Raw genomic sequence first — 13,582 nt, 5'->3', positions numbered from 1 at the left:
ATGCCGGCATGGCCGAGTCCTCCGATCTGACCGACCTTCCTTCACTCAACGCTCTGCGTGCTTTCGATGCGGTTGCCAGCCAGTACAGCGTGTCGGGTGCTGCCGAGTTGCTGCATGTCACTCATGGAGCGGTCAGCCGCCAGATCAGGCAGTTGGAGGCGCAGTTGGGCATCGCGCTGTTCGAGCGTGCCGGGCGTGGGCTGGTGCTGACCAATGCCGGGCGCCAGATGGCTGCGGCAACCCGACAGCATTTTTCCGGTCTGGCACAGGCCTGCCGTGAGCTGTCGCGGGTGGATGGCAAGGCACCATTTGTGCTGAGTTGTCCGGGGTCGTTTCTGGCGCGCTGGTTCATCCCACGGATGGCGAAACTGCAGCAGGCCCTTCCGGAACTGCAGTTGCACCTGACCGCCAGTGACGACAGCAGTTTGCTGCGTCCTGGTGTCGACGCTGTGTTGCGTTTCCAGTCTCCACCTCTGCAGTGTGGCGATGATGAACAGCTACATGTGCTGGGCCCGGAGCGCATCGGGCCGGTGATGAGGCCCGGACAGTGGCCTGAACTGGAGAGTGAGTCGCCACCGCCGACCGAGTTGCTGGCAGAGTTGCCGTTGCTGCATACCGGATCGCGTGCTGGTGCCTGGGCTGACTGGGCCCGCCATCAAGGCGTATCGATATTCGAGCCTGGCGTGGCACAGAGCTTCGAGCACCTGAGTTATCTGCTCGAGGCTACTCTGGTGGGGTTGGGCATCGGCATTGCGCCGGACTATCTGGTCGAGGAGGACCTGCGCAGCGGACGCCTGGTTGCGCCCTGGGGCTTCGTGACCACCGAGGCGCGACTGACGCTGGTGATTCCCGGCGATCGTGGCGCGCCGAGACATCCGGCAAGCAACGCACTGGTGGAGTGGCTGTCTCGGCAATTGGCAGAGCCGGTAGTGGGAGCCTGACCGGGACACGAGCGAAATCAAGAGTCGTCGGCTGATTCATCGCGCAGGGCCCCAGCCCAGCTCATGTAGCGTAGAGAGAAGACCACCTGTGGGTGGCAGCTGTTGGGGTCAGTATGTGGCTGAGCGGGTTCGGCACGGAAGGTTTCATGTGGCGCAGAGAGTGTATTGAAGGCCTCACGTACGATACCGATGTTACAGGCCAGGTCCTGCTCGTAGGTGGCGCGTAATGCAGGGTCGAGGCTGTGGGTGCCATGACCATCCTGCCACCAGACCTGCCAGCCGTTGCCTGTCAGGGTGTTGGCCCACTCCGCATAACGCCTGGGTGGCAAGAAGCCGCCGGTGAACATGCTCAAGTGGAGTTGACCATCCAGAGTCCTGGCGGTATCGGCCAATTGTCGATTCAATTCGTTGCGTACGTCTGGGTCGCGGAACAACCAGTCATCGAGCTCCAGTGACAGATACCAACCGACTGGATTCAGTGGCCATTCGTCCTGCACGATTCGCTGTTGCCGAGCTGTCTCCAACATCTGCTGCTGCCAGTAACTGGCGAAACCTGCATTGTCGGGGAGCACAGAGTAGTAATGAGGATCCTGGCTCAGACCGACAACCAGTTTCAGTCCATGCTCTTCGGCGGATGTCAGTGCCTGGGCCAACCAGCCATTACCACCACCAAAGTCGCTATTCCCATGGCGAGTCCACTGTACGAAGACACGATCGAAGCCGACATCTCGGGTGTGTTGCCACAGTTCATCCCACTGAGTCGAGCTCAGTGACGCATCGGCGTTCTGCGGCTGGTAGAAGATGCCGTGGGAGGCGAACAGTTCTCCAGACGGCACGTGTTCCGCGCGAAACAGGAGGTTCCTCAGGATCGGAAAGGCCAGGGCCAGCCCCAGTAATGCTACTGTCAGGGCCCCGGCCACGATGCGCCTGCGCATTACAGACTTAGCTCCAGACTTACCGCCCATCCATGTTCACCGCCATACAGGTCGCCTGTGAATGAGTGCTGGTATTCGGTACTGATGGTAAGTCTTCGGCGCCAGGCGTTGTACTGGTCCTCGTCATACCAGAGCTGCCAACGCAGACCCGCTGCCAGGCGGCTGTCATCCTGCTGGTCGTCCCAGTCGGCGTTGTTCTGAAGCGTGTATTGGGCGGCGATGTACGGCATCAAGGTCTGGGCGGAGCTGGTGTGCAGCTTGAAGGTATGGCCCTGCTGATAGCGCGCATAGAGCTGGGCCGCGTCACGGTGTACCCACCAGGCGGTATCCAGGTACAGGGAACGTTCGTTCCAGTGGTTCGTACTGGGCCGCCACTCGCTACTGTAGTCTCCTTGATCGAGCAACGACGTATTGGCGCGTAGCATCAGGTCGACATCAGTATCGTCGCTCGCGTAGTCGTGATCCGCGTAGAGTTCGGCATAGAGGTTCAAGTTGTGGCTGGCAAAGGGCCTGGCGCGCAGGCCGAGGCCTAAAGACTGGCTATCGGCGTAACTGTGGCGGTCATCACCGCCGACGATGGTACGACCATACATCGCCAGTTGACGGCCCCTCGACCAGGGTTCCCTGCCCAGTGCGTGCTCCCATTCCAGAATCTGGGTATTGATGGCACCGCCGTTATCGCCGCCATCATCATTGTAGATGCCCGCTGATGGCTGGGTAGGGGCCCAGCTACTGGAGAGACGTATGGTGTCGCGCCGTGAGAGGCTTTCGTGCGCACGACGTTGTGCATAGAGTCGGTTGGCCATCTCGCGGCTGTCTGCATCGCTGATGGTAGACGCCTCCGATTGCTGATCGATCGAGCGGCGCAGCCACTGCCGGGCGTTTGCGTAGTTGCCGAGAGCCACTTCCAGATTGGCCAGAGTGCCGGTGGTCAGGTAATCCTCGGGATAGTCCTGACGGGATTGTTCGAGTAGCGTGACGGCACGTTGCCGAGTAGCGGCGTCCTCGCTGTTGGCCAGAGTCATGCCCAGTTGGCGGGTCAATGAAGGTGAGTCAGGGGTGAGTCGATGAGCCTGCTCCAGCCACTGAGTGGCCAACAGCGGATCGCCGGCGTTGGCAGCAATGGCACTGGCCTCGGTGAGATACTCGGCAGCATCCGAGGTATTGCTGGATGACTCCGCTGCATCGCGTGCCAGCGCGATGGCTCGCTCATCCTCACCGCGAGCCAGGGCGATGCGCGCGCCGAGCAGTTGAATTCGGCTGTCGCTGGTGTCGAGGCTCTGCCAGATGGTCCAGGCGTCTTCCGCTGCGCCAACGGCCAGCGCGCTGCGAGAGGCGGCCTCTCGAGCATCGCTATCGAGATGCGGCCAGGGCAGTTGCTGCCATTGTTGCCAGGCATCTTCAGCCTTGCCAGCGTTGCCCAGCGCATAAGCCAACGCTCGTCGGTCGGTTTCGATGACGTCTGTGTTGCCCTCGACAAGGCTTTGCTCCAGAGCCTTCTGCCAGAGTGCGACAGCTTCATCGGGGTGATCCCCTGCGCAGACTGCCAGCGCCCGCCAGGCGGGTGGATTCAGGGCGTTGGCCTGAGCGGTGACCAGGTCGCAGCGCTCGGCATAGGCAAGGCTCTCGATCAGCGACGGACGCTGTTCGGGAGCCAGGCGCGCATTGAGTGCGGCCAGGGTGGCGGCATCCAGGCTGGCAGGGGCCTGACGGAAGAGTTCGGCCAGCCGTGTGAGGCTGTTGCTGTTGAGTCGGTCCGGATGTTGTTGGAAGGCCGTTCGCAGGAGCTCCAGCGCCTGCTGCTGTTGGCCACTCTCGACCAACTGATGACTGGCAGTGTCCAGCGACTGTGGGGCGCCTGTCAGTCGGTAATGGGTCTGCCAGGCGCGGGCGGCTCGCTGGGCATCGCCGGCACGGGAGGCCAGTTCGGCTTCGAGTTGCCAGCGTTCAGGGCTGGGGGGCACGTCCTGCAACCAGGCTAGTGCCGCCCGCCAGTTACCCTGGCGTTCATTCTCCTGGACCAGCACCATGGTGCGGCGATTGTTGAGGTCGCGCGGCAGCGGCATGCGCTCGATCAGCTCTGTGGCGCCAAGCTGCGATGCCAGATTCAACCAGGTTTCCGGATCGATGTGGGTACCGGGAGGGCAGTGAGCCAGCACTTCCCTGGCCATGCCTGGCGCTTGATCGGCCAGCCAGACAGTTGCTCTGAGGCAATTCTCGGTTGAGCGCATGGCGAGGTCGTGCACGGTCTCGGTATCCTGAGCTTCGAAGGCTGTTTCGAGCAGCATCGACCGGCCTGTAGCATCCAGTTCACCGCGCCGCTCGAGTTCCTTCAGCCAGCGCCCGGCGATCTCCGGGTGGCCGAGAGCGATCGCTCGTTGTGCTGCCTCATTCAATGCCACCGACTGCCGATGCTCGGGCATCGATGCCAATAGGCGATCGAGCCCCGCGGCATCCGAGGTGGCCACCAGCCCGGACGTCAGGCGCTGCCAGTCGACGTCGTTGAGCTTGCCGCTGGCGGCGTGAGGTTCCAGTGAGCTGACCACGGTTGGCCAGTCTTGAGTGGACTCAGCGAGTGTGGCGAGATAGCGGTCGAGGGGCAGGTCACTGCCGCGCTCGGCAATTCCGCTCAGCCAGTCCATGGCGGCCGCTGTACCGCGGCTTTGGCGCAGGTGTTCGGCTTCGGCCTGCCACAGGCGTTTGCGTCCACTACCGGTGGTTTCGCTGGCCCACTGTCTGGCCTGGCTTGCAGTGGCCTTGCCGGCATTGATCCAGCTGAGTTGGAGCGTCAGCTTTTGCGCGCTGGAGATATTGATATCGAGGCCGTTGAGGGTATCGAGAGCTCCGTCGAGATCTCCCTGCTCCATCAGCGAGCGTGCCAGCAGGCGATGAGCTTCGAGGCTTCCAGGGACACGTTTGAGGAGGTGTTCCATCAAGCGCTGTACGTCCGTCCAGCGCTGTTCCTCAGCGGCACGATAGGCCCGGTCGAGATAGGGGTAGCTGCGGAAGTTGTCGAATCGGCTGAGCCCGGACTGCTCCTGCGCCAGGCTCGGGGTGTGAACTACTCCGGACAGTAGCAGCACCGCGAGAGTCAGGTGTGCCTTCATACGACTTGCTCCTCCAACAACTGGCGGGCCAGTCGCTCTTCCCCGGCGAGAACCTCGAGCGCCTGGTCGAGGACGCTGGCATCGATCATGCCGCGCTGAAGCAGGAAGTCACCGAGACGCTGCTGCTGTGGGTCGAAGTCGATCATCGCTTGAATGAACAAGGTATTGGACAGCCAGCCACGTTCGACCAGCACTTGACCCAACAGTACCTGGTGGCAGCAGTAGGCATCGAGGTGGGCTTCACCGTTATCGTCTTCGGGTTGCCAGCTGGTGATGCGGCGTTCCTGCTGGTCGGGGAGACGGTTCAGGTGCCAGTGGCGTAGACCAAGCGTAACGCGACCGATCGGCACCAGATAAACCTCGACCCGACACTTGAGACGGCGACAGATCGCACCAATTGCCACTGGCGTCAGCGGGGCTTCCGTGGCCAGTTGTAGAATATCGCCCTGTTCGCCGATCGGCAGGATGGCATAGCGCATCGCCGTCGCCGTGGGCACCCTTGCCACGAGGTCTTCCGCCAGAGCCAGCGGATTGATCGAGCGCCATTGCATGTCATGCTTGCGGGCCAGCGCTGCGACCTGCTGGCGACCAGTGATCAACTGCTGGACAAGCATTTCTCGGCCTTCCTCGCGCAGAATCGATTGTGCCTTGAAAGTGGTCAACTGCTGCTGGGTGATCACGCCATCCTCGAGCAGAAAATCCTCCAACGGCACCTCGACCGGCAACTCGACATGCGGGAACTCATGCGTGGTCTTGTCCCAGGCAAAGGTCTGGTGGCGGGCGCGCTGCATGAACAGGCGCCATGCCCGCACGTTGGCGAGAAAATTGATGATATTGCTCCACAACATGCGGGGGAACGACAGGATTCCCTGGCGCCAGCCGTAGTAGATCTTGACGAAATAGAAGCGCTGAAAGGCTCGGTTGATCAGCAGCACACCATTGATCATCAATAGTGTGGACAGTAGCCCGCCACTGAGGATGTCGGGGAAGCGCCAGGCATCGGGCAGCAGTATCGCGGCCAGCCACAGGCTGACCAGAACGATCAGCAGGCAGGAGGCGATCAAGGCCACAGGGTAGGCAACCACCCCTCGCCGGTCGCGCCACAGGAAGTAGTTCAGTCGCCAGTTGTTGCTCCAACCGAGGTGCTGGTAGCCCTGAAAGACGATACCGGTGATCCAGCGGGATTTCTGGCGTATGACGGCCTTGAAGTCGGTCGGGAAGTGCTCGCGTACGCAGATGACGCGGCTGTCATGATAACGCTGCCCCTTGCGGTGCTCGCGGTGCGGCGACAGGTTGTCATCATCGACGCTGTAGCGGACAAAGGCACAGGTCAGTCCGCTTTCATGCAGGCGGAAGCCGATATCGTAATCCTCGGTCAGGCTCCAGATATCGAAGGTGACACCGTCATTCAACTCGCGCAGCAGGGTCAGGGCCCGACGGCTGAAACAGGTGCCGACACCGGCACTGGGGACCTGACCGGTGATGGCCTCGCGGGTGACGACATCCTTACCGTGGTACTCGGAAAATTCATCGATGTAGTGGCCGCTGGAGAGTTGATACCAGCGGGGACGGAAGGGGTATACCGGGACCTGAATCAGGTCCTTGTCAGGCAGCATGTAGTTGAACATGCGCAGTTCCATCGGCGAGATGACATCTTCGGCGTCATGCAGAATACAGCCGGCGAACTCGATCCCTGCTGCTTCCTCGAAGTCGGCGATGGCCTGGACGATGTTGTTGAGGCAGTCGGCCTTGCTGGTAGGACCTGGGCGCGCCGTGACCACCTTGTGTACGTTGTGAAAGGTCCGAGCAACGACATCGACCTCAGCCTGAGTTTCCGGGTCATTGGGGTAAGTGCCGACGAAGATCTGATAGTTCTCATAATCCATGGTGTTGGCCATGAGCTGGGCCATGGAGCCAACCACGCCGACTTCCTGCCAGGCCGGCACCATGACCGCCAGCGGCTTTTCCGGTTGCTCGAACAGGCGCTCCTCATTGGCATGCGAGTGCTGTTGGTACACCGTTCGGCTGCGCCAGAAGCGCCGTGTCCAGTAGTAGACATCGAGAAACAGGTCATCGAGGCCGCACATCAGCATCAACAGGGCCAGTACCAACGCCAGCCACTTCAGGCCGTACAGCACATAGATGAAGGCATCAACCAGCATGAACGTCAGGTCACTCATTCGGGGCCCTCCGTTGCCTCCCGCTGGTGGTCCGGTCTGTGCTGTAGATACGCGGCAATGGTTTGCGCCGCGCTGCCATCTCCGTAGGGATGGGCCGTGTTCGCCATCGACTCATGCTGCGCCGGGTTGTCGAGCAATCGCGAGACGGCATCGACAATCCGCTACAGATCGCTGTCTGGGCTGGGATCAAACTGGTCGAGTGCCTGGTGCAGCCTTCGCGGTGCTGGCCTGTGACGGATAAAGGTCGGGTGGCGGCGGGAGAATCCTTGAACTCATGGGCCATGGGGGCCATTTTGATCATCTCGGGGAGGGTGCCGACAACCATCATTATTGAATACATGAATTCCCTATCAAGCAGCGATTGCAGATGCACGAATATGGTACGGCGCTATGCATTCCGGCCAGCAAGCGGCGGCGAACCTGAAGACACGGTGGGGTCGGGTCTACGCCCATGCTTCATGCAGTATCTTTGATTCCAGTCATACTGTGACTGAGTTATATAAAGTGTGTAAACAAGGGTATTGAGGCTTGTATGGCCACATGTGTTGCGGGAGTGCCGTCTCCTCTACATGGTGATGAACTGGTATTTCCCGACCCGCAGCATGTGCTGATCGCCGAAGACAATCACTCAACCGTGAACTGGTGTCCGCCATGATGTTGCGTTTGGGGATGATCCTGAAAGCAGGTGATCACCGATGAGCTTTCGAGTGTCAGACTTTTCACACGCGCACCATCACATTAGCATGTCGTTCGTTTCGTGCCCCTCGGAAAATATCAGACCGGAAAGGAGAAGACTCATGGGTTGGCGATATGGGCGGATTCTGCTGGGGGCAGTGTTACTGCTGATCAGCGTGCCATCTTTGGCGCTGCAGGCTCCGACCGGTGCCGTTATTCTCGAAGTCGCTGGGTCTATCGATGCGACCAATGTGGATGGTGAGGCCCATTTTGATCGCGACATGCTCGAAGCGTTACCCCAGCATGTCGTGACCACTGGCCACCCCTGGATCGACGGCCAGTCACGCTTCGAGGGCCCGTTGTTGCGCGACATCCTGCAGGCGGTGAGTGCTCACGGAGAGACCATGAACGTGCAGGCTATCCGCGCCTATGCTTCCGACATTCCGTTCTCCGATGCGCATGACTATGATGTGATTCTTGCTCTGACCCGAGACGGAACTCCAATACGTGTGCGGGACAGGGGGCCGCTACAGGTCATTTATCCTTTTGATGAACGGCCTGAACTCAATACCAATATCTACTTCAGTCGCTCGGTCTGGCACGTTGCTCGAATCGAAGTGCGTTAGTCACCAGGATGCCCATGGTTCCGAGAACGAGAATCCCCGTAGTGGCAACCGTTGCCGCTGTGCTGTTCATGTTGGCTCTGATGGTTGCTGGCGGCCTGATCTATGATCGCCACCGCTCCCTTTCTCACCGCAGTATCGATACCGTGACCTGGACGCTATACCAGTTCGATCGCTCGATACGAGATCTCCGTATGTCGATCTGGGAACGTGGTGAGGACAACCTTGACGATACGTTGCTGGATTTCGAGCTTTTATACGGTCGGTTAAGGGGGCTTCAGGAAGGCCAGGCTGCTGCATTTCTGCAGGATTTCTCCGAGACGGCAACCAGGGTGGGACGTATCGAGGCCAGCATGACGAGTCTCGACACTATGTTCTCCGCGCTGGCCAGCGGGACGGCGAGCTATGATCCCGAGATGCGTCGAAAGATTGGCGACACCCTCAAGGTGCTTCAGGAGCACAGTCGACAGTTGATGCTGGTGCATGGGCGAATATCTGCGGAGACACGCTCACGTGATATTGGTTGGTTGACGCGATTGTACGGCGTCGCGTTGGTGTCGATGTTGTTGATCCTTGCCACCGGTGTCTGGTTGATCCAATCACTGATACGGGAGAGCCGGGCGCGAGACAGCAAGAGGCGTCTGCTGGAGTCTCAGTCCGAGACGCTGCGCGAAGCCTTCGAGCGCGCAGAGTCGGCGAGCGAGGCCAAGTCGAATTTCATGGCGATCATGAGCCATGAAATCCGCACTCCATTGAGTGGCGTGCTGGGAATGGCTGACCTGTTGTGTGACGAGGAATTGACCGAGGAAGGTCGGCGGCAACTCAAGGGGCTCAAGGAAAGCGCTATCGGCCTGCGGGCAGTGATCAACGATATTCTCGATTATACCCGCATCGAGTCCGGTCACCTGGAGATTCATCAAGGGACTTTCGACTTTGCAGGCATGCTGGAGCATCTAGCGACGGCTTATCGCGCACACGGCCAGAGCAATGTTCAGTTCCTGATGCGGGCCGCACCGGACTTGCCGGATAGCGTTGTGGGTGATCTGTATCGCCTGCGTCAGGTGTTGCTGAATCTGCTGGACAATGCCTTCAAGTTTACTGATCACGGTGTCGTGATGTTACGAGTGGCACGCCTTTCCGGAGATCGGGTGTCGTTCGTGGTTGTCGATACAGGTTGCGGCATCGAGCCAGAAGATACCACAGCGATTTTCGAACCCTTTGCCCAGTCTGATACAACTCTGGCCCGTCGTCATGGAGGGTCGGGGTTGGGGTTGGCTATCTGTGCGCGCCTGGTCAAGGCGATGGGCGGGCAATTGCAGGTCGATAGTCAGCCAGGCAGTGGTAGTCGGTTCTGGTTCGATATCGAACTACCCAGCCAGCCATCGAGCGCGGGCTCTGATGTAGGGGAAGGAGAGCATATCAATCCCGGGCCCCACCATGTATTGGTCGTCGAGGATAACGAACTCAACCGTGAGTTGATCGCCGCCATGCTGGTGCGTCTGGGGCAGAGCTGTGAGCTGGTGGCCAATGGTGGTCAGGCACTGCAGGCACTGGGTGAGCGGCACTTCGATCTGGTGTTGATGGATATGCAGATGCCGGTCATGGACGGTCTGGAAACCACGCGTCGCTGGCGCCAGTGTGAAGCACAAGCCAATATTGAGGATCCGCGATGGCATGCTCTTCCGGTGGTGGCTCTGACTGCCAATGTCATGCCAGAGCATCGCCGTGCCTGCCTGGAGGCAGGCATGGATGAGGTGATTGGCAAGCCGTTTTCGCGTGCAGAGCTGAGCGATGTGCTGGCGCGATATCCGGCACGTGCCGCGCTGGAGTCATCCAGGGGGAACGTGTACCAGTTTTCAGCCGGTTCGAACAAACCCGTCAGTGCTCCGTTGCTGGCAGCAATACCCCAACCAGAGGTGGACACTGAACTGCTGGTTGAGGACACATTGTGTGAACTCCGCGAGGTGATGTCGCCCGATGGTGTCCAGCGTTTGATGACCACGTATCTGCAGCGTTTTCCCGAGCGCCTGTCGCGGCTACGTGTCGCGCTGTTGAGCGATGATACGGCTGGAGTGGAAGCCGAGGCTCATGAATTACGTGGTGTCTCGTCCTCACTCGGCTTCCGGGCTATCGAAAGCGTCGCGGCAGAACTGGAGGGCGCGGCAGCACAGGGCAACACTAGGGATGCGTTGGAGGCTTTACTGGTCAGACTGGAGGTATTGGGGCCAGCATCCGGCAAGGCCCTGCGTGATGCAGGAATACTGGGAGGCTGAAGCCTCCCGATATCATTCGTTGTCGTTGTTGCTCAGTGTGACTCACCGCTGGCCCTGCGCTCATCGGGATGTACTTCATTGGCGGGCATGACGGGATCGTAACCTTCGCCACGTAGTGCCTCGATCACTTCCCGGGTATGTTCGCTACCCAGTGTCTCTAGAGTGGCCTCTACTTCCGTAGCGCGCAGTGACAGGTCGGTAAAGGTACGCTGGTGAGCGATGTGAATAACGTTGGCACGTTCGCGTGCCAGCAATGATGTCAGTTCCGATAGGGCACCGGGGACATCGGGAATTGCGACCCGTACTCGCACCACGCGTCCCGAGCGCACCAGACCGCGCTGAATGACCGATGACAGCGCCTGCATATCGATATTGCCGCCACTCAGCACCAGGCCGACATTGCGCCCACGGAAGCGCTCTGGCTCGCTGAGTACTGCTGCCAGACCGGCAGCACCAGCGCCCTCGGCCACAGTTTTCTCGATTTCCAGCAGCATGAGAATGGCACGCTCGATATCGGCTTCATCGACCAGCAGAATCTCGTTGACGTGTTCTGCTACCAGTCGTCGAGTCAACTCACCTGGTTGCTTGACGGCGATACCTTCTGCGATGGAGGCGTGACCGCAGTGCACTGTCTCGCCAGCCAGCACTTGCTTCATGGCCGGAAAGCGCGCTGTCTGGACACCAAGTATCTCGATACCGGGCTTGAGTCCAGCGGCGGCTATGGCATTACCGGCGATCAGTCCGCCGCCGCCAATGGGAACAACCAGCACATCCAGCTGGGGGGCGTCCTCGAGAATCTCCAGCGCCATGGTGCCCTGGCCAGCGATGATGTATGGGTCATCGTAGGGATGCACGAAGACCATGCCATGCTCGCTCGCCAGTTGCCGAGCATGAGCGCCAGCGTCATCGACTCCTTCGCCTACCAGATGCACGTCCGCGCCCAGTGCACGGGTATTGCGAACCTTGAGGTTGGGGGTGTGGCGAGGCATGACAATGGTTGCCTGAATTCCCAGACGAGCGGCATGGTAAGCCACCGCCTGGGCATGGTTGCCGGCGGACATTGCGATTACGCCACGTTGTCGTTGTGCTTCATTCAGCATCAGCAGATGGTTGAGCGCGCCGCGTTCCTTGAAAGCAGCGGTGAATTGATGGTTCTCGAACTTGATGTAGATCTGGCAGCCGGTCAGGCGCGATAGCGTCGCGGAGTGCAGGCAGGGCGTGCGCACCAGTTGGCCAGTGGTAGCCGAGGCGGCACGCTGCACATCGTCAAGAGTAATGCTCATCCGGGATCTCCAGTAGGCATGATAGCGGGATAGGCCAGGGTAGTGGCGTAGTGAACCGTATTGGCGGCTGGGTACAGCGGGTCAGCGCTGCGGATTCGAGCCCGGCATTCGCTCGCGCAGGGTATCGGCAAGCGTGAATACGTGTTCGTCATGACCGCCCAGTTCACGTAGAGCATCGGCGAGGTTGTGCAGGTATTCGGCATTGGCACCGCTCGGGCCATGTGCCTGACTGATCTGTTCGACCATCCCGGTCAGGGGAGCCTCACCGAGCCAGGCGGTGTTCTCCTGGGTGGCGATATACACCAGCCCCTCGGCTCTGTCGGTGGCATTGTCGGCCTTCGCTGCCTTGTCGACGAAATGCATGGTGGTGACACGCCGGAGATAGCCATTCTTCTCACGCAGATCGAGAGGAGCCAGGATCTCGCGATCGATCAGGTAGGCCATGCCGAGACATTCTGCCCCGGGCTCATCGACGAGGGTGGCCACACGACCTGGGGCCTCGAGGGTGCCTCGATGGTCGTGGGAGCCTTGCCAGAAGCGTCGCGATAGATCATGAATCACCGCTGGGCGACGTTGATGCCAGGCAAAGTCAGCCTTCCAGATCAGCGAACCATAACCGAACAGCCAGACCTTCGATTGTCCTTCGAAGTGGCTCATGCGGCGATTGAGCTCGCGTGTGTCGGCAGAGCTGGAGGTCGCTGTAGTGGCGGCAAGAGACGTTGTCGGCATTGCGGTTCCTGATCGCGATTCGTTGCTGGGCCTGCTCCCGGGCGGCTTTTCATCATGCGATGAAGAGCGCCGACTTTCCAGCCATTGGTGCCAATTGGATACTGGTTACTGTTGTATACAATAATTGTGGACGTATGATGAGAAGAGTGAAGAGTGAAGAGTGAAGAGTGAAGAGCCCCGGGCCAGTGGCTTTTGTCGATAACCCAGGTGGCGGCACCGGTCAGCTCGCGGCTCGTAACTTACAGCTCGGAGCTGGTCACGGGCCCTGACAGGATTGAGGAGAACAACCATGAGTTTTTACGTTTATCTATCCGGTGAGATCCATACCGACTGGCGCGATGAGATTGCGCGAGGCGCTGAGGCTGCGGGGTTGGATGTGGTCTTCACCTCTGCGGTGACCGATCACGATGCCAGTGATGCCGCTGGTGACCACCTGGGGGCAGAGTCGGATGGCTTCTGGCGCGACCATAAGTCATCGAAGGTCAATGCGATTCGTACACGCACGCTGATTGAGCAGAGCGACCTGGTGGTGGTGCGCTTCGGAGACAAGTACAAGCAGTGGAACGCCGCCTACGACGCGGGATATTGTGCTGCGCTGGGTAAACCGTATGTGACCCTGCATGACACCGATATCGTCCATCCGTTGAAGGAGGTCGACTCCTCGGCCATGGCCTGGGCGCAGACCACCGATCAGGTAGTGGAGATCCTCAACTATGTAACGCGTAGCTGACACCGTCAGCTACGCGACTGCGAGCCACGAGCTACTCGAGCTTTGAAGGCCCGTGGCTGGCTCTGAACGGCTCGGTCGCCCGTGACTCGTAGCCTGTTGCTGCGCA

General features: G+C 60.0%; 9 protein-coding genes. 4 read left to right on the top strand and 5 right to left on the bottom strand.

The window, feature by feature from the left end; all coding sequences use genetic code 11:
• Positions 1 to 8 precede the first annotated feature (8 nt).
• On the top strand, positions 9 to 941 hold the full coding sequence (locus AR456_RS14175; RefSeq protein WP_021818705.1) for a LysR family transcriptional regulator: 933 nt from the start codon (positions 9 to 11) through the stop codon (positions 939 to 941).
• A gap of 17 nt (positions 942 to 958) precedes the next feature.
• Here the strand turns inward: AR456_RS14175 and AR456_RS14170 are convergent, their stop codons facing one another.
• From AR456_RS14170 to AR456_RS14160, 3 genes are read right to left on the bottom strand one after another with little or no spacing between them, the layout of a single operon-like run.
• Complete coding sequence (locus AR456_RS14170) at positions 959 to 1,876, bottom strand: DUF4434 domain-containing protein (RefSeq protein ID WP_021818706.1); 918 nt, start codon at positions 1,874 to 1,876, stop codon at positions 959 to 961.
• The gene (locus tag AR456_RS14165; protein ID WP_021818707.1) at positions 1,876 to 4,983 is read right to left on the bottom strand and encodes an NfrA family protein; all 3,108 of its coding nucleotides are present in this window, start codon (positions 4,981 to 4,983) and stop codon (positions 1,876 to 1,878) included. Before AR456_RS14165 ends, AR456_RS14170 begins: the two co-directional genes overlap by 1 nt.
• Positions 4,980 to 7,163, bottom strand: coding sequence for a glycosyl transferase family protein (locus AR456_RS14160; protein WP_021818708.1), 2,184 nt, complete (start codon positions 7,161 to 7,163; stop codon positions 4,980 to 4,982). The genes AR456_RS14165 and AR456_RS14160 overlap by 4 nt, the downstream gene beginning before the upstream one ends.
• A gap of 797 nt (positions 7,164 to 7,960) precedes the next feature.
• Between AR456_RS14160 and AR456_RS14150 the strand changes: the two genes are divergently transcribed.
• Positions 7,961 to 8,464 carry a putative pterin-binding protein gene (locus AR456_RS14150; protein WP_021818711.1) on the top strand — a complete coding sequence of 168 codons (504 nt, stop codon included), beginning with the start codon at positions 7,961 to 7,963 and terminating at the stop codon, positions 8,462 to 8,464.
• Positions 8,465 to 8,478: 14 nt separating this feature from the next.
• Complete coding sequence (locus tag AR456_RS14145) at positions 8,479 to 10,734, top strand: ATP-binding protein (protein ID WP_162148479.1); 2,256 nt, start codon at positions 8,479 to 8,481, stop codon at positions 10,732 to 10,734.
• Positions 10,735 to 10,766: 32 nt separating this feature from the next.
• Here AR456_RS14145 and AR456_RS14140 read toward each other — a convergent pair whose 3' ends face one another.
• Together AR456_RS14140 and AR456_RS14135 are read right to left on the bottom strand one after the other, a co-directional pair.
• Positions 10,767 to 12,017, bottom strand: a complete 1,251-nt coding sequence (locus tag AR456_RS14140) for a threonine ammonia-lyase (protein WP_021818713.1) — start codon at positions 12,015 to 12,017, stop codon at positions 10,767 to 10,769.
• A gap of 81 nt (positions 12,018 to 12,098) precedes the next feature.
• Positions 12,099 to 12,746, bottom strand: a complete 648-nt coding sequence (locus AR456_RS14135) for a gamma-glutamylcyclotransferase (RefSeq protein WP_021818714.1) — start codon at positions 12,744 to 12,746, stop codon at positions 12,099 to 12,101.
• A 289-nt stretch (positions 12,747 to 13,035) separates the two neighbouring features.
• Between AR456_RS14135 and AR456_RS14130 the strand changes: the two genes are divergently transcribed.
• Entirely contained in the window at positions 13,036 to 13,476 is a 441-nt protein-coding gene (locus AR456_RS14130; RefSeq protein WP_021818715.1) for a YtoQ family protein, read from the top strand.
• Positions 13,477 to 13,582: the final 106 nt, after the last annotated feature.

It is taken from the genome of Halomonas huangheensis (genome assembly GCF_001431725.1).
GTDB classification, from domain to species: domain Bacteria; phylum Pseudomonadota; class Gammaproteobacteria; order Pseudomonadales; family Halomonadaceae; genus Halomonas; species Halomonas huangheensis.
This window is presented reverse-complemented; position numbering and strand designations above follow the sequence as displayed.